Annotated in this window: 19 protein-coding genes; 14 read left to right on the top strand and 5 right to left on the bottom strand. The window is 71.4% G+C overall.

All coding sequences use genetic code 11. The features are described from left to right. The first annotated feature begins 59 nt into the window (after positions 1–59). From ACWDR4_RS40860 to nudC, 4 genes are all read left to right on the top strand, one after another. Entirely contained in the window at positions 60–3,440 is a 3,381-nt protein-coding gene (locus tag ACWDR4_RS40860; protein WP_450416092.1) for an ATP-dependent helicase, read from the top strand. 135 nt (positions 3,441–3,575) lie between these two features. After that, entirely contained in the window at positions 3,576–7,076 is a 3,501-nt protein-coding gene (locus ACWDR4_RS40855) for an ATP-dependent DNA helicase (RefSeq protein ID WP_450416090.1), read from the top strand. 10 nt (positions 7,077–7,086) lie between these two features. After that, positions 7,087–8,499: a dipeptidase gene (locus tag ACWDR4_RS40850; RefSeq protein WP_450416088.1), complete on the top strand. Its 1,413-nt coding sequence runs from the start codon at positions 7,087–7,089 to the stop codon at positions 8,497–8,499. 166 nt (positions 8,500–8,665) lie between these two features. Further along, positions 8,666–9,613 carry an NAD(+) diphosphatase gene (nudC, locus tag ACWDR4_RS40845; protein WP_450416086.1) on the top strand — a complete coding sequence of 316 codons (948 nt, stop codon included), beginning with the start codon at positions 8,666–8,668 and terminating at the stop codon, positions 9,611–9,613. A 110-nt stretch (positions 9,614–9,723) separates the two neighbouring features. On the opposite strand, the gene ACWDR4_RS40840 is transcribed toward nudC, so the two are convergent. Then, the gene (locus tag ACWDR4_RS40840) at positions 9,724–9,981 is read right to left on the bottom strand and encodes a mycoredoxin (RefSeq protein ID WP_450416085.1); all 258 of its coding nucleotides are present in this window, start codon (positions 9,979–9,981) and stop codon (positions 9,724–9,726) included. Positions 9,982–10,162: 181 nt separating this feature from the next. Here ACWDR4_RS40840 and ACWDR4_RS40835 point away from each other — a divergent pair, with 181 nt between their 5' ends. From ACWDR4_RS40835 to ACWDR4_RS40815, 5 genes are all read left to right on the top strand, one after another. After that, the gene (locus ACWDR4_RS40835; protein ID WP_450416084.1) at positions 10,163–12,358 is read left to right on the top strand and encodes an ATP-dependent DNA helicase UvrD2; all 2,196 of its coding nucleotides are present in this window, start codon (positions 10,163–10,165) and stop codon (positions 12,356–12,358) included. 171 nt (positions 12,359–12,529) lie between these two features. Next, the gene (locus ACWDR4_RS40830; RefSeq protein WP_389348637.1) at positions 12,530–12,853 is read left to right on the top strand and encodes a hypothetical protein; all 324 of its coding nucleotides are present in this window, start codon (positions 12,530–12,532) and stop codon (positions 12,851–12,853) included. A gap of 172 nt (positions 12,854–13,025) precedes the next feature. Next, positions 13,026–13,394 carry a WhiB family transcriptional regulator gene (locus tag ACWDR4_RS40825; protein WP_020119791.1) on the top strand — a complete coding sequence of 123 codons (369 nt, stop codon included), beginning with the start codon at positions 13,026–13,028 and terminating at the stop codon, positions 13,392–13,394. Then, positions 13,391–13,714, top strand: a complete 324-nt coding sequence (locus tag ACWDR4_RS40820) for a hypothetical protein (RefSeq protein WP_450416082.1) — start codon at positions 13,391–13,393, stop codon at positions 13,712–13,714. Before ACWDR4_RS40825 ends, ACWDR4_RS40820 begins: the two co-directional genes overlap by 4 nt. A gap of 122 nt (positions 13,715–13,836) precedes the next feature. Then, positions 13,837–14,064 carry a hypothetical protein gene (locus tag ACWDR4_RS40815; RefSeq protein ID WP_450416081.1) on the top strand — a complete coding sequence of 76 codons (228 nt, stop codon included), beginning with the start codon at positions 13,837–13,839 and terminating at the stop codon, positions 14,062–14,064. Between the two features lie 5 nt (positions 14,065–14,069). Here the strand turns inward: ACWDR4_RS40815 and ACWDR4_RS40810 are convergent, their stop codons facing one another. Further along, positions 14,070–15,434, bottom strand: coding sequence for an ABC1 kinase family protein (locus ACWDR4_RS40810; RefSeq protein WP_450416080.1), 1,365 nt, complete (start codon positions 15,432–15,434; stop codon positions 14,070–14,072). Continuing rightward, positions 15,427–16,638, bottom strand: coding sequence for a TOMM precursor leader peptide-binding protein (locus ACWDR4_RS40805; RefSeq protein ID WP_450416078.1), 1,212 nt, complete (start codon positions 16,636–16,638; stop codon positions 15,427–15,429). The genes ACWDR4_RS40810 and ACWDR4_RS40805 overlap by 8 nt, the downstream gene beginning before the upstream one ends. A 338-nt stretch (positions 16,639–16,976) precedes the next feature. Here ACWDR4_RS40805 and ACWDR4_RS40800 point away from each other — a divergent pair, with 338 nt between their 5' ends. The 4 genes from ACWDR4_RS40800 to ACWDR4_RS40785 all read left to right on the top strand — a co-directional run bounded on the left by ACWDR4_RS40800 (position 16,977) and on the right by ACWDR4_RS40785 (position 20,830). After that, positions 16,977–17,579: a M48 metallopeptidase family protein gene (locus ACWDR4_RS40800; RefSeq protein WP_450416076.1), complete on the top strand. Its 603-nt coding sequence runs from the start codon at positions 16,977–16,979 to the stop codon at positions 17,577–17,579. Positions 17,580–17,711: 132 nt separating this feature from the next. Next, positions 17,712–19,364: a TerD family protein gene (locus ACWDR4_RS40795; RefSeq protein ID WP_450416074.1), complete on the top strand. Its 1,653-nt coding sequence runs from the start codon at positions 17,712–17,714 to the stop codon at positions 19,362–19,364. An 11-nt stretch (positions 19,365–19,375) separates the two neighbouring features. Beyond that, positions 19,376–20,056 (top strand): AIM24 family protein, encoded by a 681-nt coding sequence (locus ACWDR4_RS40790; RefSeq protein ID WP_450416072.1) that lies wholly within the window; start codon positions 19,376–19,378, stop codon positions 20,054–20,056. Positions 20,057–20,074: 18 nt separating this feature from the next. Next, positions 20,075–20,830 (top strand): AIM24 family protein, encoded by a 756-nt coding sequence (locus ACWDR4_RS40785; RefSeq protein ID WP_450416071.1) that lies wholly within the window; start codon positions 20,075–20,077, stop codon positions 20,828–20,830. A gap of 52 nt (positions 20,831–20,882) precedes the next feature. Here the strand turns inward: ACWDR4_RS40785 and ACWDR4_RS40780 are convergent, their stop codons facing one another. Both ACWDR4_RS40780 and ACWDR4_RS40775 read right to left on the bottom strand, forming a co-directional pair. Next, positions 20,883–21,398: an NUDIX hydrolase gene (locus tag ACWDR4_RS40780; protein WP_450416070.1), complete on the bottom strand. Its 516-nt coding sequence runs from the start codon at positions 21,396–21,398 to the stop codon at positions 20,883–20,885. Next, on the bottom strand, positions 21,395–22,798 hold the full coding sequence (locus ACWDR4_RS40775; RefSeq protein ID WP_450416068.1) for a zinc-dependent metalloprotease: 1,404 nt from the start codon (positions 22,796–22,798) through the stop codon (positions 21,395–21,397). Before ACWDR4_RS40775 ends, ACWDR4_RS40780 begins: the two co-directional genes overlap by 4 nt. A gap of 188 nt (positions 22,799–22,986) precedes the next feature. Between ACWDR4_RS40775 and ACWDR4_RS40770 the strand changes: the two genes are divergently transcribed. Beyond that, positions 22,987–24,099 carry an SDR family oxidoreductase gene (locus tag ACWDR4_RS40770; protein ID WP_450416066.1) on the top strand — a complete coding sequence of 371 codons (1,113 nt, stop codon included), beginning with the start codon at positions 22,987–22,989 and terminating at the stop codon, positions 24,097–24,099. Positions 24,100–24,220 lie beyond the last annotated feature (121 nt).

Here is a 24,220-nt window from a genome sequence, read left to right as displayed (position 1 = left end):
ACCGTCCTCCACGCACGACGGCCGGCCAACCAGCACACCCACCAGGACCGGCGAACCACGTGAGCTCCTCTTCCTCCACCAGGCGCCTGTCGCACCCCCAGGTGCGACAGGGGGACCGTGGCGCTTACCGACTGGTGCGCACCCCGCCCACGCGGCAGGACCCCCCTCGTCTGGACGCCGCGCAGCGCGCGGTGGTTGACCATGCGCGAGGACCACTCCTCGTCCTCGCTGGTCCCGGAACCGGAAAGACCACCACCCTCGTCGAGTCCGTGGCGGCCCGCATCGCCCGGGGCGGGGACCCCGAGCGGATCCTCGTGCTGACGTTCAGCCGCAAGGCGGCCGTCGAACTGCGCGACCGGATGGCGCTGCGCATCGGCGCCGCCCGCGCTCCCCGCGCGACCACCTTCCACTCCTTCTGCTACGCCCTGGTCCGCGCCCACCAGGACAGCGACCTGTTCGTGGAGCCCCTGCGGCTGCTCTCCGGCCCCGAACAGGACGTGGCCGTACGCGGACTGCTCGCCGGCCAGCCCGACCTGGAGCGGCTCGGCCTCGCCCATGTGCGCTGGCCGGACGAACTGCGTGCCTGCCTCACCACCCGCGGCTTCGCCGACGAGGTCCGCGCGGTCCTCGCCCGCAGCCGCGAACTGGGCCTCGGACCGGACGCCCTGGACGCCTTCGCCCGGCGCATCGGCCGCCCCGACTGGCGCGCCGCCGCCGCCTTCCTCGCCGAGTACCTCGACGTGCTCGACATGCAAGGGGTGCTCGACTACGCGGAACTCGTGCACCGCGCGGTGCTCCTCGCCGACCGTCCCGACACCGCCGGACAGCTCGCCGCCCGCTACGACGCCGTCTACGTCGACGAGTACCAGGACACCGACCCGGCCCAGGTGCGGCTGCTGCACGCGCTCGCCGGGGGCGGCCGGACCCTCGTCGCCCTCGGCGACCCCGACCAGTCGATCTACGCGTTCCGCGGCGCGGACGTCAACGGCATCCTGGACTTCCCGGATGCCTTCCCACGCGCGGACGGCCGCCCCGCGCCGGTCGAGGTCCTCAGGACGTCCCGCCGCTCCGCCGCCGTCCCGCTGACCGCCACCCGTCTCCTCACCCAGCGCATGCCCCTGACCCGCCTCCCGGCCGAGAAGGTCCGCGCCCACCGAGGGCTCTCGCCGGTCCGCGACGGAGGCCGCGTCGAGGTCTGCACGTACCCGACGGCCGGTACGGAACTGGACAACATCGCCGACATCCTCCGCCGCGCACACCTGGAGGACGGTGTCCCCTGGGGCGAGATGGCCGTCCTGGTGCGGGCCGGCGGCCGTACGATCCCCACGGTCCGGCGCGCTCTCACGGCCGCCGGGGTGCCCCTGGACATCGACGGCGACGACCTGCCCCTGCGCCACGAACCGGCGGTGGCGCCGCTCCTGACGGCGCTCCGGGCCGTCGCGACGGCGGAGGCGTCCGGCGCGGACGAGGAGACGGGCGCCGAAGGGGCGGGGGAGACCGCGGGGGAGGACGCCGACGCCGCCGTGCCGGGAGGCACCGCCTGGCTCGGCACCGAGACCGCCCTGACCCTGCTCACCTCCCCCCTCGCCGGCATGGACGCCGCCGATCTGCGCCGCCTCGGCCGCGCCCTGCGCGAGGAGGAACGGGCCGCGGGCAACCCCGTACCGCCGCCCTCGGACGAACTCCTCGCCCGCGCGCTCGCCGAACCGGAACGCCTCGTCGCCCACGACCCGACGTACGCCCGTGGTGCTCAGCGCCTCGGCGCGCTGCTCAGGAAGGCACGTGAGCGCCTCGCGGGCGGCGGTACGGCCGAGGAGGCCCTCTGGGACCTGTGGAACGGCACGCCCTGGCCGGGACGGCTGGAGCGGGCCGCCCGGCGCGGCGGCGCGGCCGGACGCAACGCCGACCGGGACCTCGACGCCGTGTGCGCGCTCTTCGCGACCTCCGCGCGCGCGGAGGAGCGCACCGGAGGCCGGGGCGCCCTCAACTTCCTGGAGGAGATCGACGCCGAGGACATCGCCGCCGACACCCTCACCCGCCGTGCCGTACGCCCCGACGCCGTGCGCCTGATGACCGCCCACCGCTCCAAGGGCCTCCAATGGCGCCTCGTGGTCGTCGCCGGCGTCCAGGAGGGACTCTGGCCCGACCTGCGCCGCCGGGGCTCCCTCCTGGAGGCCGACCGCATCGGCCGCGACGGCCTCGCCGAACCGCTCACCCCGGGAGCACTGCTCGCCGAGGAACGGCGGCTGTTCTACGTGGCCGCCACACGCGCGCGTGAACGCCTGGTCGTCACCGCGGTGAAGGCTCCCGCCGACGACGGCGACCAGCCCTCCCGCTTCCTCACCGAACTCGGCGTCGAAGCCAAGGACGTGACGGGCCGCCCGCGCCGCCCCCTCTCCGTCGCCGCCCTCGTCGCCGAACTGCGAGCCACCACGGTCGATCCGCGCGTCTCCGACGCCCTCAGAGAGGCCGCCGCCCGCCGCCTCGCCCGACTCGCCGCGCTCACCGACGAGGACAGCCGCCCACTCGTGCCGTCCGCCCACCCCCACCGCTGGTGGGGCATGTACGAGCCGACCGAGAGCAAGGTCCCGCTGCGCGACCGCGACCAGCCCGTCGTGCTCTCCGGCAGCGCCCTCGACCAACTCGCCAACACCTGCGCCCTGCAGTGGTTCCTGGGCCGCGAGGTGAAGGCCGACGCCCCCGCGACCGCAGCCCAGGGCTTCGGCAACGTGGTGCACGTCCTCGCCGACGAGGTCGCCTCCGGACACACCCCCGCAGACCTCGACGTCCTCATGGAACGCCTCGACTCCGTGTGGAACGCGCTCGCCTTCGACGCGCCATGGAAGTCGGCGCAGGAGAAGGAGCACGCGCGCGTGGCGCTCGAACGCTTCCTGACGTGGCACATCGACTCCGCTCGCACCGGCCGCACCCCCGTGGCCAGCGAGCACGACTTCGACGTGACCCTCGGGGCGGGCGACTACGAAGTGCGCATCCGCGGTTCCATGGACCGCGTCGAGACCGACGGCGAGGGCCGCGCCTACGTCGTCGACTTCAAGACCGGCAAACAGGCGCCCACCGCCGCCGAGGTGGCCCGCCACCCCCAGCTCGCCGTCTACCAGCTCGCCGTCCGCGAAGGAGCCGTCGACGACGCCTTCGACGGCGTGCGCCCCGAACCGGGCGGCGCCGAACTCGTCCAGCTGCGCCAGGGCGCCGCCAAACGGGACGGCGGCGAGACACTCCCCAAGGTGCAGGCCCAGGCCCCCCTTGAGGGCGGGACGGACTCAGGGGCGGAGGGGGAGTGGATCGGCGACCTGCTGGCCACCGCCGCCGGCAAGGTACTCGACGAACGCTTCACCCCGACCGCCGGCCAGCACTGCGCGCACTGCTCCTTCCGGGCATCGTGCAGCGCCCGCCCGGAAGGCCGGCACGTCGTCGAGTGACACCGACCGGGCCCGTACGAGGGTGACGCGCGAACAGGAGTGATGTACGGCACCACCCGTGCCGACCTGTGTTTCCGCCACCCCTGACGGCAAACCGGACACCGACTGTCAGTGGCCGCCGCTAGCCTCTCTGACGTGCCAGCCAGTATCAGCGACCCCGAGCAGCTCAAGCAGCTCCTCGGCATCCCGTTCACCCCGGAGCAGACGGCCTGCATCATCGCGCCGCCCGCCCCGCAGGTGATCGTGGCCGGAGCCGGATCGGGCAAGACGACGGTGATGGCGGCACGCGTGGTGTGGCTCGTCGGCACCGGCCAGGTCGCCCCCGAACAGGTGCTCGGCCTCACCTTCACCAACAAGGCCGCCGGTGAACTCGCCGAACGCGTCCGCAAGGCGCTCGTCAAGGCGGGCGTCACCGACCCGGACGTCATCGACCCCGACAACCCGCCCGGCGAACCGGTCATCTCGACCTACCACGCCTTCGCCGGCCGCCTCCTGACCGACCACGGCCTGCGCATCGGCCTCGAACCCACGGCCCGCCTGCTCGCCGACGCCACCCGCTTCCAGCTCGCCGCGCGCGTACTGCGCGAGGCCCCCGGCCCGTACCCCGCACTCACCCGCTCCTTCCCGGACCTCGTCAGCGACCTCCTGACCCTCGACGCCGAACTCGCCGAACACCTCGTCCGCCCCGAGGAACTGCGCGCGTACGACGCCGAGCTGCTGCGTGCCCTGGAGGGCGCCAAACTCACCAACGCGGACCTGCGCAAGGTCCCCGAGACGGCCGCCGCCCGCCGTGAACTCACCGAGCTGGTGACCCGCTACCGGGCCGCCAAGCGCGAGCGCGACCTCCTCGACTTCGGCGACCAGATCGCCCACTCCGCGACGCTCGCTCGGATCCCCGAAGTGGGCCGCGTCCTGCGCGAGGAGTTCCGGGTGGTCCTCCTCGACGAGTACCAGGACACCTCGGTGGCCCAACGCGTCCTCCTGGCAGGCCTGTTCGGCGGCGGCACCGGCCACCCGGTGACCGCGGTCGGCGACCCCTGCCAGGCCATCTACGGCTGGCGCGGCGCCTCCGTCGCCAACCTCGACGACTTCCCCGAGCACTTCGCCCACGCCGACGGCGGCTCGGCGGCCCGCCAGTCGCTCAGTGAGAACCGCCGCAGCGGAGGCCGCCTCCTCGACCTCGCCAACGGCCTCGCCGAGCCCCTGCGCGCCATGCACGCGGGCGTGGCGGCCCTCCGCCCCGCACCCGGCGCCGAGCGCGACGGCCAGGTGCGCTGCGCGCTGCTGCGTACCCACGCCGAGGAGATCGACTGGCTCGCCGACTCCATCGCCCACCTCGTCCGCACCGGCAAGGCGCCCGGCGAGATCGCCGTCCTGTGCCGCACCGCCACCGACTTCGCCGAGATCCAGGGCGCGCTCGTCGCCCGGGCCGTCCCCGTCGAGGTCGTCGGGCTCTCCGGGCTGCTGCACCTGCCCGAGGTCGCCGACCTGGTGTCCGTCTGCGAGGTCCTCCAGGACCCCGGGGCCAACGCCTCCCTGGTCCGGCTGCTGACCGGCCCGCGCTGGCGCATCGGCCCGCGCGACCTCGCCCTCCTGGGCCGCCGGGCGCGGTTTCTCGTGTCCCACGCGCGCGTGGGCGACACCGACGACCCGGACCGTCGGCTCGCCGAAGCCGTCGAGGGGGTCGACCCCTCCGAGGTGATATCGCTCGCGGACGCCCTCGACACCTTCCTGGAGACATCCCTGCGAGGCGAGGGAGACGACGACGGGCTGCCTTTCTCGCCGGACGCGCGCGTGCGCTTCGCCCGGCTCGCCGCCGAACTGCGCGACCTGCGCCGATCGCTCGCCGACCCGCTGATGGACGTACTGCACCGCGTGCTCGCCGTCACCGGCCTGGAGGTGGAGCTGTCGGCGTCCCCGCACGCGCTGGCCGCCCGCCGCCGCGAGACCCTCTCCAACTTCCTCGACGTCGCCGCCTCGTTCGCCGCCCACGAGAGCGAGGCGAGCCTGCTCGCCTTCCTCGGCTTCCTGCGTACGGCGGCGCAGTACGAGAAGGGCCTCGACAACGCCCTGCCCGGCGGCGAGAACACCGTCAAGGTGCTCACCGCCCACAAGTCCAAGGGCCTGGAGTGGGACGTCGTGGCCGTCCCCGGTCTGGTCACCGGCACCTTTCCCAGCGACCGGGGCCGCGAGAAATGGACCTCCCAGGCCAAGGTCCTGCCGCACGAGCTGCGCGGCGACACCGACACGCTGCCCGACATCGAGGGCTGGGACGCCCGGGGCATGAAGGCTTTCCACGAGGCGATGAAGGACCATCAGCACACCGAGGAACTCCGCCTCGGCTACGTCACCTTCACCCGCCCCCGCTCCCTCCTGCTCGGCTCCGGCCACTGGTGGGGCCCTTCCCAGAAGAAGCCCCGCGGCCCCTCCGACTTCCTCCAGGCCCTGTACGACCACTGCGCGGCCGGACACGGCGAGATCGAGGCCTGGGCGGACGAACCGGAGGAGGGCGAGGAGAATCCCGCCCTGCACGCGACGACCGCCGACCAGCTCTGGCCCCTCCCGCTGGACGACACCGCGTTCCGCCACCGCAGGGCCGCCGCCGAGACGGTCCTCGCCCACCTGGAGACCCTCGCCTCCCACGAGGACGGCCACCCAGCGACCGTGCCGGACCCGGATACGTACGAGGACCCGGACTGGCCCCCGCCGCCGGACGACGAGATTCCCTACGAGGACGACGAGGCGTTCGACGACGGCCCGCCCGACGACGACTGGGACGCCTGGACCACGGACCGCCCGGAACCGCCCGCAAAGACGCCGTCCCACGCGCGCTTGCCACACACCGGGCACGACCACGAGCGCCCGCCCACCGTGCCCCACGCCCGCAGACACCCCGCCGAAGCGGATCTCACCCCCGAGGAGGCCCGCGCCGTCGCCTCCTGGGACCGCGACCTCGACGCGCTCACCGGGGAACTGCTCCGCGCGCGGGAGAGCGTCACCGACGTACCCCTGCCTCCGTCGCTGACCGCTACCCAGCTGATGCTCCTGGCCGCCGACCCGGACGCCCTTGCGCAGGAGCTGGCCCGCCCCATGCCACGCCCGCCGCGGCCCGCCGCCCGCCGGGGCACCCGCTTCCACGCCTGGGTCGAGTCCCGCTTCGAGGAACTGCAGCTTCCGATGCTGGAGCCCGAGGAACTGCCCGGCAGCGACGCCGAGATCGACGACGAACGCGATCTGGAGAACCTCAAGGACGCCTTCGAGCACACCGCGTACGCACACCGCACGCCCTACCGGGTCGAGGCCCCCTTCCACCTCGCCATCGCCGGACGCGTCGTACGGGGCCGGATCGACGCCGTCTACAAGGAAGGCGACGGCGACGAGGCGACGTACGAGATCGTCGACTGGAAGACCCACCGCGCCCCCACCGCCGACCCCCTCCAGCTCGCCGTCTACCGCCTGGCCTGGGCCGAGCAGCAGGGCGTGCCCCCGGAGGCCGTCGGGGCCGCTTTCCTGTACGTGCGCAGCGGCGAGGTCGTACGGCCCGATCTCCCGGACCGGGCCGCGCTGGAGCGGCTGCTCCTGGACGAGCCGACCGCGTTCGAAGTACCGGACGAGGATGTCAGTGCGGGCCGATAGGCTCTTGACCATGAGCCATCCCGTTGACAGTGACGTCAGCGCCGTCCGTACGTACATCGAGCAGCACCGCGCGGCCTTCCTCGACGACCTCGCCGAGTGGCTGCGCATCCCGTCCGTGTCGGCCCAGCCCGACCATGCCGCCGATGTGCGCCGAAGTGCCGACTGGCTCGCCGCCAAACTCCGGGAAACCGGCTTCCCGACCGTCGAGGTCTGGGCGACCCCGGGCGCTCCGGCAGTCTTCGCGGAATGGCCCGCCGAGGACCCCGACGCCCCCACGGTCCTCGTCTACGGACATCACGACGTCCAGCCCGCCGCCCGCGAGGACGGCTGGGACAGCGACCCCTTCGAACCGGTCGTCAAGGGCAACCGCCTCCACGCGCGCGGGGCCGCCGACGACAAGGGTCAGGTGTTCTTCCACACACTCGGCGTCCGCGCCCACCTCGCCACCACCGGCCGCACCGCGCCCGCCGTCCACCTGAAGATGCTCGTCGAGGGCGAGGAGGAGTCGGGCTCCATCCACTTCCGTGCCCTCGTCGAGGAGCACGCCGACCGGCTCGCCGCCGACGCCGTGATCGTCTCCGACACCGGCATGTGGGCCGAGGACACCCCCACCGTGTGCACCGGCATGCGCGGCCTCGCCGAATGCGAGATCCAGCTCCACGGGCCCGACCAGGACATCCACTCCGGCTCCTTCGGCGGCGCCGTGCCCAACCCGGCGACCGCCGTCGCCCGCCTCGTCGCCGCACTGCACGACGAGCACGCGCGCGTGACCATCCCCGGCTTCTACGACGGCGTCACCGAACTCAGCGACCGCGAGCGCGAACTCCTCGCCGAACTGCCCTTCGACGAGCAGGGATGGCTGCGCACCGCCAAGTCGTACGCCACCCACGGCGAAGCCGGACACACCACCCTGGAGCGCGTCTGGACACGCCCCACCGCCGAGGTCAACGGCATCGGCGGCGGCTACCAGGGCCCCGGCAGCAAGACCATCGTCCCGGCCTCGGCCATGGTGAAGCTCTCCTTCCGGCTGGTCGCCGGCCAGGACCCCGACCACATCGAGAAGATCGTCCGCGACTGGACCGCGGACCGTGTTCCCGCTGGAATCCGCCACAGGATCACGTTCGCGGCGGCCACGCGCCCGTGCCTGACCCCGCTGGACCACCCCGCCCTGCAGTCCGTCGTACGCGCCATGAGCCGCGCCTTCGGCAAACCGGTCCGCTACACGCGCGAGGGCGGCAGCGGCCCGGCCGCCGACCTCCAGGACGTCCTCGGAGCCCCCGTGCTCTTCCTGGGCATCTCCGTCCCCTCAGACGGCTGGCACGCCCCGAACGAGAAGGTGGAGATCGACCTGCTCCTCAAGGGCGTCGAGACCACCGCTCACCTCTGGGGCGACCTGGCCGGGAACTGGCGTCATGAGTCCTGACGACCCCGCGCGGCCCGGCCCGGCAGCAGCCCCGGGGCACACTGGAAGCACTGCCCCGCACGTGCGCGTGCCCGCCCGAAAACCACCGCCCCCCACGCGTCTCCACCCACATCCCGCCGAACCGCCCGCCGAAATATCCGTTCCACCGGGGGAGTTGGAAGCACCTGTGACCACCTGGACCGACCACACCGCCGACCGCCCCATCTCGCTCACGGCCCCCAGCGGCATCGACCGGGCCGCGCACCACCGGCTCGACGAGGCCTGGCTCGCCGCGGCGTGGAGTCACCCCACCACCCGCTGCTTCGTGGTCTCCGGCGGCCAGGTCCTCATCGACGAGACGTCCGACGGACGTACCGAACTCGTCATGACCCCCTCCTTCGAAGCACCCCTCACCGAGGCGCACCGCTACTTCCTCGGCAAGGACGAGGACGGCACCAGCTACTTCGCCCTTCAGAAGGACGCCCTGCCCGGCCGTATGGACCAGTCGGCGCGCCCCGCCGGCCTGCGCGAGGCCGGCCTGCTCCTCTCGCCCCAGGACGCGGGGCTGATGGTGCACGCCGTCGCTCTGGAGAACTGGCAGCGGCTGCACCGTTTCTGCTCCCGCTGCGGCGAGCGCACCGTCATCGCCGCCGCCGGCCACATCCGCCGCTGCCCGGCCTGCGGCGCCGAGCACTACCCGCGCACCGACCCGGCGGTGATCATGGCCGTCACCGACGAGGAGGACCGCATCCTCCTCGGCCGCCAGGTCCACTGGCCCGAAGGCCGCTTCTCGACGCTCGCCGGTTTCGTCGAGCCCGGCGAGTCCATCGAACAGTCGGTGCGCCGCGAGGTGTTCGAGGAGGCCGGCATCCTCGTCGGCCACGTCGAGTACGTCGCCAGCCAGCCCTGGCCGTTCCCGTCCAGCCTCATGCTCGGCTTCATGGCCCGCGCCGCCTCCACCGACATCGAGGTCGACGGCGACGAGATCCACGAGGCCCGCTGGTTCTCCCGCGAGGAACTGCGCGCGGGCTTCGAGTCCGGCGAGGTTCTCCCGCCGTACGGGATCTCGATCGCGGCCCGCCTGATCGAACTCTGGTACGGCAAGCCCCTGCCGAAGCCGGGCAGCGCACTCTGACCCGTGAGGACTCACGAGCACGGCCTCTGAGCCGCTCTCGTCCGGTGCTCCCGGCATGCGAAGACCCCCGCACGGCCGCCGGGCCGGTCGGGGGTCGGGGACACGCGGGGTCAGGCGCTGAGGGCCTGCTTCACCTGCGCGAGGCTCGGGTTCGTCATCACGACCTCGGGGCCGTCGTTGGAGGGAACCACCAGCACCGTCGGAACCGTCTGGTTGCCGCCGTTCGCCTTCTCCACGAACGCCGCGGACTCCGGGTCCTGCTCGATGTTGATCTCGTTGTACGCGATGCCCTCACGGTCCATCTGGCTCTTCAGCCGACGGCAGTAGCCGCACCACGTGGTGCTGTACATCGTCACAGTGCCCGGCATGTCTCTCGCGCTCCTCAGCAGTTCGGGGGACGGGTGCTCGCTGTGGTGGAACGTACGCGACCCTTCCGCCATTCCCGAGGGGGGTATCCGAGGCGGACGCCCACCAGAATTAGTACGACTGCAAGGGGGTGCCTGTGGACAACCGGCTCACCCGTCTCCGGCGACCTGGCAGCATGGCCGTGTGACAGCAGCAACGCACTCCACCCTTTTCCCGCAGGTTCCGGATTCGGCCGACGCGGTGCTCGACGGACTCGATCCCGAGCAGCGCGAAGTGGCCACCGCCCTGCACGGTCCGGTGTGCGTGCTGGCAGGCGCCGGCACGGGAAAGACACGGGCGATCACCCACCGCATCGCCTACGGCGTGCGCGCCGGAATCCTCCAGCCCTCCAGCGTGCTCGCCGTCACCTTCACCAACCGCGCCGCCGGTGAGATGCGCGGGCGGCTGCGCCAGCTCGGCGCGGGCGGAGTCCAGGCGCGCACCTTCCACTCGGCCGCGCTGCGCCAGCTCCAGTACTTCTGGCCGAAGGCGGTCGGCGGCTCCATGCCCCGCATCGTCGACCGCAAGATCCAGCTCGTCGCCGATGCCGCGGCAGCCTGCCGCATCCGCCTCGACCGGGGCGAACTGCGGGACGTCACCGCCGAGATCGAATGGTCCAAGGTCACCCAGACCGTCCCCGCCGACTACGCGCCCTCCGTCGTCAAGACCGGCCGCGTCGCCCCCCGCGACCCGGCCGAGATCGCCCAGATCTACGCCACCTACGAGGACCTCAAGCGGGACCGCTCCGTCATCGACTTCGAGGATGTCCTGCTGCTCACCGTCGCCGTCCTCCAGGACCGGCGCGACATCGCCGAACAGGTCCGCTCGCAGTACCAGCACTTCGTGGTCGACGAGTACCAGGACGTCAGCCCGCTGCAGCAGCGGCTGCTGGAGCTGTGGCTCGGGGAGCGGGACAACCTGTGCGTGGTCGGCGACGCCAGCCAGACCATCTACTCGTTCACAGGAGCAACTCCGGACCATCTGCTCGACTTCCGCACCCGCCACCCCGGTGCCACCGTCGTCAAGCTGGTCCGCGACTACCGCTCCACCCCCCAGGTCGTCCACCTCGCCAACGGGCTGCTCGCCCAGGCCCGGGGCCGCGCCGCGGAACACCGCCTGGAACTGATCTCCCAGCGCGACCCGGGACCCGAGCCCGGCTACACCGAGTACGCCGACGAACCCGCCGAGGCCGAAGGCGCCGCCCGCCGCATCCGAGACCTGGTCGCCGCTGGGGTCCCGGCGGGCGAGATCGCCATCCTGTTCCGGACGAACGCCCAGTCCGAGACGTACGAACAGGCCCTCGCCGACGCCGGAGTCCCCTACCAGCTGCGTGGCGCCGAACGGTTCTTCGACCGGCCCGAGGTGCGCAAGGCCATCAGCGCACTGCGCGCCGCCGCCCGCTTCGGAGGCAACGACTCCCTGCTGGACGACGTGGTCGACCTGCCTTCCCAGGTGCGTGCCGTGCTGTCGGGGGAGGGCTGGACGAGCGAGCCGCCCGCGGGCTCCGGCGCCGTCAGAGAGCGCTGGGAGTCGCTGGCCGCACTGGTGAACCTCGCGCATGACTTCACCGCCGCGAAACCGGGTGCCACGCTCTCCGACCTCGTCGCCGAACTCGACGAGCGGGCGAACGCCCAGCACGCCCCGACCGTGCAGGGTGTCACCCTCGCCTCCCTCCATTCGGCCAAGGGCCTGGAATGGGACGTCGTCTTCGTCGTCGGAGTCGCCGAGGGCATGATGCCGATCACCTACGCAAAGACGGACGAGCAGATCGAGGAGGAACGCCGTCTCCTCTATGTCGGTGTGACCCGCGCGCGGGAACGCCTCCATGTCTCCTGGGCTCTCTCCCGCGCGCCCGGAGGCCGCCCGAACCGCCGTCCCAGCCGCTTTCTCGACGGCCTGCGCCCCGGCTCCGTCACCACCGCCCTGCGGACGGGCACGGCCGGTCCCGGCGGCATCGAGCGCGGCTTCGGCGGCAGCCCCGGCGCCGCCCCGCGCCGGACCCAGAGAACCCCGGCCCGCTGCCGGGTCTGCGGGCGCACGCTGACCGACGCGGGCGAGATGAAACTGATGCGCTGCGACGAGTGCCCCTCCGACATGGACGAGGGCCTCTACGAGCGGCTGCGCGAGTGGCGGGCGGTCCAGGCGGCGCGCAGTGGGCAGCCCGCCTTCTGCGTCTTCACCGACCGGACCCTGATGGCGATCGCGGAGACCGTCCCGGACGAAGAAGGGGAGTTGGCCCGCATCCCCGGCGTCGGAGTGCGCAAGCTCAACCGGTACGGAGCCGATGTGCTGGCCATCTGTGCAGGTCAGCAAGTTGAGGGGGAGATCGGGAGTGACTGATTCAAACTCGTCGGAAAAATGGTTTGCGCATGCCCCGGCAATCCCCATAGGTTCTTAGCCACGGGCACGGAGTCTTCTCAGAAGACCTGGATCCGTGCTGTACTTCATAGTCGTATATCCGTTGGACTGGTTCACCCCAGTCCCCCAAGACGCCGAGAGGAGGCGAGTCCAGTGATCAGCATCTACACCAGCTCTGTCAGCGAGGTCAAAATGACCGATCTCTCGGCCGTCTCCCTGTGCATGCTCGGCGTCTCGGACCTGGGCACCGGTCTGTCCGGCATTCCTGCCGTCCGGCCGGCGTCCTCCGTGTCTCTCGCGGGTCTCCCTGTCCGTGAGCGCAATGAGCGACCGAGCAAGGCACTGGAAGCAGGAGCAGTAGTGGCAAAGGCCCCGGCCTATGCCTTTGCGGCCGGTGCCGGATCCCTCAAGCAGACGACGCAGCACCACACGATGTGGGCCTTCCGTGGGCCAGAACCCTGGAGTGATCCAGCCTGATTGATCAGGCCGGCGCCTTCAGGGCCGCGGAACCCCATCCGGGATCCGCGGCCCTTCTGTTTTCCCCGAACGGGGACGACGGAGTGAAGGGGCCTCGGGACAAGAGAAAACCCGCCGGTACCAGCCACACCGGCCCAACAGGGCCGGGACGAACAGACGAGGAAGACGAACCGTGCAACTCGAAGCGCACGCCCCGTCCGTACCGCCTTCCGAAACGATCCCCCCGCCCGGCCTCACGGAGGACTCCACCTTGATCCCGCTCACTGCGCTCACCGCGCTCGACGACGCCATCGAGAACCTCGGCGTACCCGTCCCCTGCCGTTCCTACGACCCGGAGGTCTTCTTCGCCGAGTCGCCGGCCGATGTCGAGTACGCCAAGTCCCTCTGCCGTACCTGCCCGCTGATGGAGGCCTGCCTCGCCGGCGCCAAGGAGCGGCGTGAGCCCTGGGGCGTCTGGGGCGGCGAACTGTTCGTCCAGGGTGTCGTCGTGGCCCGCAAGCGGCCGCGTGGCCGTCCGCGCAAGAACCCGGTCACGGCATGAACACCGCAGGAACGATCGACCGTCCCTTCACGCACGACCCCAAGAAGCAGGCCCCGATGACGCCGACCACCAGCGAGCCCGTCGGCTCCGCGACCCCGGACTTCACCACCACCGGTGCGAACGACTCGCGCCAGAACAGGACCCGAGAGATGCAACTCATCCCAGAAGCCCTGGCTCGTGCGCATATGCACGACCGCCTCCAGGAGGCCGAGCAGGAACGCCGCGCGCACCGCGTGGTGACCGCCCGCCGGCTCCAGCGCCGGGCCGAGCGCGCCTCGCAGCGTGCCCGCCGCGCGCTTGCCATGGCGGTCATGCAGTAACGACCACGGCAACCAGGCAGTAACAGCAGTCCCTTCCCTCGGGGGCCGGTCCGTCCGAACGGACCGGCCCCCGCAGTGCGTTGTGCCCGCCGGACCGCCGGTCACAGCGATATCGTCGGCTGGTGACGAGTGTTCCCGGCAGCAATGACGTCCCCGGCGGCGGTGACGACGGCCGCTCCACGACGGAGCCCCACCCCATCGCGTGCGCCCACTGCGGCACACGGGCCGAGGGCCCGCCGCTGACCTGGACCTGCTCGGTGGAGAACGGCACGCGTCACTACCTCTGCGACACATGCGCCCGGGAGAACCTGAGAGCGATCGAGGGACGGCTGGACCCGGCCTGGTGGTGAGCCGCTCATACCCCGGCAGCCGAGGCCTCCTCCTGGTCCTCCGGCAGGAAACCCGGTAGCCACTCCTCCAGTTCCGCGCGCATACGGACCGTCGCCCCCAGTTGGCACAGGACACCGATGGTGCTCAGGGTCACCCGGTGTATCAGCAGATACGACGGGGGCAGGTTGAGGCGCTTGCCCAGTTGGTGTGCGGGGGAGCGCGGATCGGCTATGCGGGCCGCCTGACTGCGCATCCAGCCTCGGGTGAAGGTGAACTCGTCCGCCTGGGCCGGTTCGATGATCGGCATGAGGTAGTCGAGCACGGCGTCCGGGTCCAGGTCGATGGAGTCCTTGACGAAGCCTTCCGCGCAGAGGGTCTCGTAGACCGCCTCGGCCTGGCCGTCCAGGGTCAGCCGCAGTGAGTCGCCGATCGTCGGGGGCAGGCCGCCCGGGAGACGGTCGACGGTGCCGAAGTCCAGCACACCCAGACGCCAGTCGTCCTTGCCGGCCGGGCCGCCGGGCAGCAGACGGAAGTTGCCGGGATGCGGATCGGCGTGCAGGAGGCCGGTGCGGGCGGGGCCTGAGAAGAGGAACCGGGCCAGCAGCTGGCCCGCGCGGTCGCGCTGCTCCTGGGTGCCGTCGGTGATCACCTCCGACAGCGGGATGCCGTCTATCCACTCCGTCACCAGGATCTGCTCGCACTGATGGACGACGTCCGGCACCACGACGTCCGGATCGTCCGTGAACTCCGCCGCATGGGCCCGCTGGGCCTGGGCCTCCAGGCCGTAGTCGAGTTCCTCGGAGACGCGGTCCCGGAGTTCGGCGATGAGCGGCTTGATGTCCATCCCGGGGATGAGGGGGCCCAACAGGCGGGCGAAGCGGCTCAGTTGGTTCAGGTCGGAGAGCAGTGCCTCACCGGCACCCGGATACTGCACCTTGACCGCGACCTCGCGTCCGTCGTGCCACACCCCTCGGTGCACCTGGCCGATCGAGGCCGCGGCGGACGGCTTTTCCTCGAACTCCAGGAACAGTTCCTGCCAGTCCGCACCGAGCCGTTTCTCCAGTACCGAGTGCACCGTGCGGGTAGGCATCGGCGGGGCCGCTTCCTGGAGCTTCGTCAGCGCCGCGCGATAGGGGCCCGCGACCTCCTCGGGCAAGGCCGACTCGAAGACGGACAGGGCCTGCCCGAACTTCATCGCGCCGCCCTTCAGCTCGCCGAGGACCTTGAACAGCTGTTCCGCCGTGCGCTGCTGCAGCTCGCGGCCGACGATGTCCGCCGACTCGCCGACGATCCGCTTGCCCAGTCCCCAGGTCGCCCGCCCGGCGATGCCGAGCGGGAGCGCGGCGAGCTTGGCGGTACGGGTGACCGCCTTCCGGGGAAGATCAGACATGAGCCCTCCAAGTTCCGGACAGCCGCGCCGCGTGTGCCTTACGGCGTAACTCAGTCGACGGCCGTTGCTCGGCCATTGTCTCGTGCGACTCCCCGTCCTCCGAGGTGCGTTCCGCCTTCTTACTTTTCTCCTCGGCGCCGCAGGGACATGCGGGGTGTGCCCAGACCGGGCGGGCGTGCCAGTCGAGACCGGGGACGGAGACCTCCCAGCGGGCACCCGCGGTGGACGGGGTCCTGCCGTCCAGGAAGGCGAGCGCGTGGCTCGCGGTCAGGCCCGCGACCGTCGTCGCCAAGGCCAGGTCGCAGGCCCTGACCTGGCGTGGTCGTGCGGAACGCCACTGTGCGACCAGGCGTGGCCAGACGGGATCCCGGTCGACGCGCCACCGGTCCAGACAGCCGGCGCAGGCCGTCTCGCCGGGCAGGACCAGCGGGCCCACGACGCCGGTTCCCTCCACGACACCGGCGTACAGATGCGGTGTGCCAGAGGTCACGAGTGGTTCGGCGGCGGCCGGGTCGGGCGCGTGCACGGCGAGGTCGTCGCGCGGGGCGAGGATCACCAGGGAGAAACCGGGGTCGCTCTCACCGGGCGGCGACTGGGCGTCCGTACGCCGTGGTGTGCGGTCCGGGGCCGCCCGTCGGGCAGCGCGCCGGGCGGACTCGTCCCGGCGTTCGCCGACGGAATCGGCGGGGAGGCCGCCCGGTGCGACGTCCCACGGCTCGACCACGCCGCCGTCGCGCACATCGACATGGCCCACGCCCGCGCCCGCCAGCAGCGACGCCACCACCGCGCCCACCCGCCCCGCGCCCCGGACCTGCACACGCAGCGACCGGCGGGCGGCCAGCCGGGCCATCGCCTCGCCCGGTGCCGGTGCGACCAGGGAGAGGGAGGCCAGATCGGGACCCAGCCGCTCCAGGACCTTCTTCTTGCCGCGCAGCGTTTCGACGGCCCTGCCGCCGCCTGTCGCGTCGTCGAGGAGGCCCGCCTCGCTCAGCCGCTCCACCAGTGCGTCGACATGGTGGGCCGGCAGGTCCATGCGGTGCCCTTCCTCATGGAGGCGGGACAGTCCGCGAGTGCCGTCGAGCATGTTCAGGAAGCTGCCCGTCGCCGTGTCCATCGGACCGAGGGTCATCGCGTGTGCGGGTGTCATCCCGAACTGGACCGTGTTCAGATCCCGCCAGCCGCGCCGCAGCGCGGGCTTCGTCATCGGGTGGGTGACACGCGGACGGGTGTCACCCGAGTGGGTCGTGTCCGACAGCGCGACAGACGTGTCCGGTGTGTCCGACGCAGGCGCAGATGTGGTGGTGGATCGCATGGCAGGCCCCCGTAGCCAGAGAAAGTCCCCGTTGAAAGTCCCTGTTTGTCGGCGGATGTCAGTGCTCGTTCCGCCGACGAGTGCCAGCATGCCGGGTTTGCTCATCGGGCGTCGAAAGTTGTCCACAGGCGGTGTGTATTCGTCGTACAAATCAAACGCATGGTGGGGGATCGACGCCGAACCGTCCCGGAGTCAAGACTTCCCCCATGTGCAGCGGGTAACGTCGTGCCGTGCCCGCCGACCCACTGCACCGCGCCGGAAACCCACAGCGCAGTACGACGAGCCAGCCGCCAAGCGGCTCGGGGGCGAGCGCGATCGAGGTTCGCAGGAGTGCCCGGCGACGCCGGACGGTCTCCGCGTACCGCGAGGGCGATCGCACCGTCGTGCTCATCCCGGCCCGGATGTCCGAAGCCGAGGAACAGCGCTGGGTGACTGTCATGCTCGACAAACTGGCCGCCCAGGAGAGCAAGCACAAACGGGTGCCCGGCGACACCGAGCTGGCCGAGCGCGCCGACCAGCTCTCGGCCCAGTACTTCGACGGCCGAGCCCGGCCCACCTCGGTGCGCTGGGTCACCAATCAGAACACGCGCTGGGGCTCGTGCACCCCCGCCGAGGGCAGCATCCGTCTGTCGCACCGGCTGCAGGGCATGCCCGAGTACGTCGTCGACTACGTCCTCCTCCATGAGCTGGCCCATCTGCTGGTACCCGGACACGGGCCCCGCTTCTGGCGGCTCCTGGACGCCTATCCGCGCACCGAACGGGCCCGTGGCTACCTCGAAGGAGTGGTCGCCGCCGACCGGCTGCCGCATCCGCCCTCCGCGCGCGGGGACTGATCTCCGGGCGGCAGACGCACGGCGGTGACGCGGGTTGTGTACCGGGTTTGTACCGGCTTCGGCCGCGTCCGGAATTAGCCGTTAGCCTGACCCGACGCATTCGGCATTCGGGATGGGGGACGGTCGGTACGCATGGCCAGGGAATTCCAACGCGGCCACAAGGCCAGGATCAGTGATCTCACCGCGGGCACGGATCTGTACGTAGGTGTGCAGATCTCCGGACCGGGGCTGACCTTCGACATCAGCTGCTTCGGCCTCGACGCCGACGAGCAGCTCTCGGACGACCGGTACTTCGTCTTCTTCAACCAGCCGAAGTCTCCCGAGGAGTCCATCCAGCTCCTGGGCGCTCAGGCGGGCGACACGGAGTCCTTCCGCGTCACGCTCGACCGGATCCCGCCGCAGATCCAGAAACTGTCGTTCACGGCCACGCTCGACGGCGCCGGGCAGATGTCGCAGATCGCCCCCGGATACGTCCGTATCGTCGCCGGCGGCGAGGAGGTGGCCCGCTACTCCTTCGACGGCTCGGAGTTCTCCACCGAGCGGGCCGTGATGCTGGGCGACTTCTACCTGAAGGACGTGTGGCGGTTCGCCGCGGTCGGACAGGGTTTCGACGGCGGCCTCGACGCACTACTGAAGAACTTCGGCGGGGAGGTCGCCGAGGAGGAGACCCCGGCTACGCAGCAGCCCCAGTCCGGTGCCGCTCCCGGGTTCGCGCCTCCCGCGTTCGGCGTTCCGGCACCGGCTCCGGCCGCTCCGCAGCCCGCCGCCCAGGGTTTCGCGCCCCCGGCTCCGGCGCCCGCGCCCCCGGCTCCCGCCCCCGTGCCGGCCATGCACGCGGCCCCCACCATCGTCGCGCCCCTGACACCGCCCGGCGGTGCCCAGGTACCGCCCCCGGCTCCGGCACCCGCGCCCTACGGACAGCCGGGGCCCCCGCAGGCTCCGTACGGCCAGGTACCCGGCCAGACCGGGTCGCTGCCCCCTGGCTACGGCCAGCCGCAGGCGCCCCAGGCCCCGGCAGGTCCTCCCGGTCCTCCCGGTCCTCCCGGCTACGGTCAGCAGCCGCCGCTCGGGCAGGCCCCCGGTCAGCAGGCGTCCTATGGGGTGCCACAGGGCGCCGGACAGAACCCCGGCGTCACGGCCGCGCTCCAGCAGTTCAAGGAGACGCCGACCGGGCAGCGCTGGACGCAGCAGAGCAAGAAGCTGATCCGTGTCGACCTGGGCATCGGCGGCCAGCCCGTGCTGGCCCGGCAGGGCAGCATGGTGCTCTACCAGGGCAAGGTCGACTTCAGCTACAAGGGCGCCGGATTCGCCGGCCGGATCGTGGGCAACGCGACCGGCCAGGAGATGCAGCTGATGCGCTGTACCGGCCAGGGCCAGGTGTTCCTCGCCGACAACTCCACCCATCTGCACCCTGTGGAGCTTCAGGGGGACGCGATCTGCGTCTCCGCCGAGAACGTCCTCGCCTTCGACGAGAGCCTCCAGTACGAGGTCCGCCGCGTCGAGGGACACGGCATCCCCGGTGGTGCTCTGTTCACGATGCAGTTCCAGGGCACAGGCACGATCGTCGTGAAGACGCACGGCACGCCCGTGGTGCTGCCCGTCACGCCCACCACGTTCGCCGACTGCAACGCGGTGGTCGCCTGGTCGGCCGCCTCCCAGGTGGTCGTCTCCAGCCAGGTGCGGATGCGCCGCAACGCCTACCCCGGCGACACCGGAGAGAGCGTCAATCTCCAGTTCCGGGGCGCGCCCGGCAACTTCATCGTCGTCCAGCCGTACGAGGTCTGAGGGAGCCCGTCATGAACCAGCCGCTCGCGGGCTATGCTCCCGCACCCGTCACCGCCCGCATGGACAACCACGGCAACCACATGCTGAAGGTCGCCATGCAGACCGGAAACGACCTCCTCGCGCGCGTGGGGTCGATGGTCGCCTACGAAGGCTTCGTCCAGTACGAGCCCAACCCGCCGGCCGTACGCCAGATCGCCAAGGACTGGATGACCGGCGAGGGCGCGCCCCTGATGAAGTGCTCAGGGGACGGCCTGCTCTATCTCGCCGACTACGGCGCGAACGTGATCGTGATCAACCTCAACGGCGACGGCATCTCCGTCAACGCCACCAACCTGCTCGCCTTCGACGCACACCTCACCTGGGGCGTCGAGCGGGTCAAGGGGCTGGCGAAGTTCGCCGGGCAGGGTCTGTGGAACACCAGGATCTCCGGGCAGGGCTGGGTCGCCCTGACCTCCCGGGGCAAGCCGATCGTCGTCGACTGCGGTGGCGGCGACGACGAGACGTACGTCGACCCGGACGCGCTCGTCGCCTGGTCCCCGAACCTCAAGGTGAAGGGCAAGCGCAGCTTCAAGGCGCAGTCGCTCATCGGCCGGGGCAGTGGCGAGGCCTACCAGATGGCCTTCTCCGGCCAGGGCATCGTCGTCGTCCAGCCCAGCGAGGACAGCACCGACCGTCTCCGGATCCGGGGCTGAGGGGGAGCCAGAAACGCCATGCAGAGCTCACTTTTCGCGCACAACGACTCGCAGACCCAGGAACGCTGGAGCCTGCAGAGCAAGCAGATGCTGCGCGTGGTCCTGGAGGGCCACGACGACATCCTCGCCCGCAAGGGCACCATGGTCGCCTATCAGGGTCTCGTCGAGTTCGACGCCGAGTACCAGAGCAGCAACCAGGGGCGCGCCCGCGCGCGCACGGGCGAGGGTCTGGACCTGATGCGCTGCCACGGGCAGGGCACGGTCTATCTCGCCAACCTCGCCCAGCACATCCATGTGGTGGACGTGGAACAGGACGGTCTGACGGTCGACAGCAGTTACGTGCTGGCGATGGACTCCGGGCTGCACCACGAGGTCATCGCCGTGGACAGCCTGTACGGCATCTCCGGTTCAGGGAAGTACCAGCTCAACATCACCGGCCGCGGCAGGGTCGCCCTGATGACCTCGGGCGCGCCGCTGATGATGCAGGTGACACCGGACAAGTACGTCAACTGCGACGCCGACGCGATCGTCGCCTGGTCGACGGGCCTGCGCGTGCAGATGCAGGCCCAGACGCACACCTCCGGAGTGTGGCGGCGCCGCGGCAACACCGGTGAGGGCTGGGAACTCAGCTTCATGGGCAGCGGCTACGCGCTGGTCCAGCCCAGCGAGCTGCTGCCGCCGCAGAACGCCCAGATCGGCCAGGGCGCCGCTGCCCAGTTCGGTATGGGGCAGCAGGGGGCCCGGGCGCAGAACCAGGGCAACGCCTGGAGCTAGCCGCATCGGACATGTAAGGGGCGACCACCATGGGCGGTCGCCCCTTACGCGTTCACAGTCTGGCGCGCGTTGCTTCGAGCAGTCGTACGACTGAGCCGTCCGCTACGTCCGCCACCTGGGCGTAGGCGAACCAGCGCAGGTCCAGCGACTCGTCGCTGATCGCTTCCACGGCTCCCCTCGGGGCCACGGCGGCATACTGCACGTCCAGGTGCCAGGCGCAGGGCGTGTGGTGCCGGTCCAGGCGGACCGGAGTGCTCTGGAGCAGCCGCAGCGAGGGGATGCCGGACTCCTCCGTGGCCTCGCGGAGCGCGGCATCCGCCAGCGTGTTGTCGCCCTGCTCGCAGTGCCCGCCCATCTGGAGCCACATCCGCAGCTTCTTGTGGAGCGTGAGCAGGACCCGCTCACGCTCCGGGTCGATCACCAGAGCGCTGGCTGTGATGTGTCCGTCCTTGCAGCCCTTCCACATCCCGTCGGGATGGCCGTCCAGATGGTCCAGGTAGACCTGACGGAGATCCTGCTGATCCTCATACTTTTCCAGCACCTGGACCGCGTTGCCGTGGAGCGTCACTCGGAGTCGTCGTCCTTCTTCAGGTTCGGCTTGTCGACGGGGCCGCCCGCCGCCTCGCCGAGCATCTTGTCCAGCTCCGAGAAGTCCAGCTGCTCGCGGTGCACGAAGCCGTCCGGGTCGTCCAGGTCGGAGGCCGTCGGCAGCATGTCCGGGTGGGCCCACAGGCCGTCACGGCCGTCGACACCGCGCGCGTCCGTCAGCGACGCCCACAGACGCGAGGCGTCGCGCAGCCGGCGCGGGCGCAGCTCCAGGCCGATCAGCGTGGCGAACGTCTGCTCGGCCGGGCCGCCCGAGGCACGACGGCGGCGCAGGGTCTCACGCAGCGCGTCCGCGGACGTCAGACGGGGCTTGGCCGCCGCGTGCACGACCGCGTCCACCCAGCCCTCCACAAGGGCCAGCGCCGTCTCCAGACGGGCCAGGGCGACCTTCTGCTCCGGGGTGTCCTCCGGCTGGAACATGCCCTGCTGGAGCGCTTCCTGAAGCTGCTCCGGGTTCTGCGGGTCGAACTGGCCGACCACGTCCTCCAGCTTGGCCGTGTCGACCTTGATCCCGCGCGCGTAGCCCTCGACCGCGCCGAACAGGTGCGAGCGCAGCCACGGCACATGGGCGAACAGGCGCTGGTGGGCGGCCTCGCGCAGGGCGAGATACAGCCGCACCTCCTCCTGCGGCACACTCAGGTCCTTGCCGAACGCCTCGATGTTCGCCGGCAGCAGCGCGGCCCGGCCCGCAGGGCCCAGCGGCAGACCGATGTCCGTCGAGCCGACGACCTCGCCCGCGAGCACCCCGACGGCTTGCCCGATCTGCGTACCGAACATGGCGCCGCCCATGGAGCGCATCATGCCGATCAGCGGGCCCGCCATGGCCTGCATCTCCTCGGGCAGGACATCGCCCATGGCCGCGCCGACGCGCTCGGCGACCGGGTCGACCAGCTCCTTCCAGGCGGGCAGGGTCGCCTCGACCCACTCCGCGCGGCTCCACGCCACGGCGGATCCCGCCCCGGACGGCAGCGACGTCGCGTCGTCCAGCCACAGGTCCGCCAGCCGGACGGCCTCTTCGACCGCCGTGCGCTCGGCGGGGCCGATGCTGGAGTCCTTGACACCGTCGGACGTCCCCTGGGAGACCGTCTGGCGGGCGATCTGCTTGGCCATGTCCCAGTTCACCGGACCACCCTCGTACGAGAGCATCTGGCCCAGCTGCTGGAACGCGGCGCCCAGGTCGTTGGGGTTCATGGACCCGAACATGGCTGAGAGCGGATTATCGCCTCCGGGGCCGCCGAAGCCGGGCAGTCCGAAACCGAACGGTCCCTGACCACCGCCGCTCTGCGGGTCCTTCTTCTTGCCCTCGTCGCCGTTCTCCGGCTCCTCCGGCGGAAGGCCGAATCCGAATGGGGTGTCACTCACGGGATTCCTCGGCTGGTAAGGCCGTCGGCTCTTCGACGGCGGCTGCCCGACAACACCACCCAGCCTAGACACCGCGGCCGGTTGTGGGGCTCGATGCTCCGCCGACTCCTGGCCTGCGGCAGGATGGATGTCACCTGGTACGTACGCGTCACGCGCGTCCTTACTGAAGACAACCGCTGGAGACGCCGGTGAGTTCCCCAGATCCGCAGGTTCGCGCAGCGCGAAACCACTCAACCAACCCGGCCGTACGGGGGCCGGTCGTCGCGGTCACCGGTGCCGCGACCGGCATCGGGGCGCTGCTCACCGAGCGGCTCGCCGCATCCGAAGAGATCAAGCAGGTCGTCGCCATCGACGAGCGGCGCGGCGAGTGCGCGGCGGCGCAGTGGCACATCCTCGACGTACGCGATCCGGCCATCGCGGAGAAGCTGCGCGGCGCCGACGTCGTGGTGCATCTGGCCGTCGACCTGGACCTCGAGACGGACGGGGCGGCCCGAACGGCGTACAACGTGCGCGGGACGCAGACCGTGCTGACGGCTGCCGCCGCGGCCGGGGTGCACCGGGTCGTGCTGTGCACGTCGGCGATGGTCTACGGGGCGCTGCCGGACAACGAACTGCCGCTGGCGGAGGACGCCGAGCTGCGGGCGACCGCCGAGGCGACGGGTGTCGGAGACCTGCTCGAGATCGAGCGGCTCGCCCGGCGCGCGCCCCGGGCGCATCCCGGGCTCAATGTGACGGTGGTACGGCCCGCGGTGCTGATCGGGGGCACGGACACCGCTCTGACCAGGTACTTCGAGTCGCCTCGGCTGCTTGTCGTGGCCGGGTCGCGGCCCGCGTGGCAGTTCTGTCACGTCGAGGATCTGTGCAGCGCTCTGGAGTTCGCGGTGCTGGAGAAGGTCGAGGGGGAGCTGGCTGTCGGGTGCGACGGGTGGCTGGAGCAGGAGGAGGTCGAGGAGCTGAGCGGGATCCGGCGCATGGAGCTGCCGTCCGCTGTCGCTCTGGGCGCTGCTGCGCGGCTGCACCGGATCGGGCTCACGCCCTCTCCGGCCGGGGATCTGGCGTACACGATGTATCCCTGGGTGGTGAGCGGGAGCCGGTTGCACGATGCCGGGTGGCGGCCTCAGTGGAGCAACGAGGAGGTGCTCGCGGAGCTGCTTGAGGAGGTTGCCGGGCGGCATACGGTTGCTGGGCGGCGGCTTGGGCGGAAGGACGCGACTGCGGCGGGGGCTGCGGGGGCGACGGTGGCGTTGTTGGGTGCGGCTGCGGTGGTTCGGCGGGCTCGGAAGGCTCGGCGGCGGATCTGAGGACGTGGGGTGCGGGTGGAGTTTTCTCGCCCCCGCCGCCCTTACCCGTCCCATCCTTCTGGGGGCTGCGCCCCCAGACCCCCCTTTGTCGCGCTGAACGCGCTCGTCCTCAAACGCCGGA

It is taken from the genome of Streptomyces sp. NPDC000878, assembly GCF_053599695.1.
The sequence above is the reverse complement of the archived record's forward strand: the minus strand, read 5'-3'. Positions and strand labels throughout refer to the sequence as shown.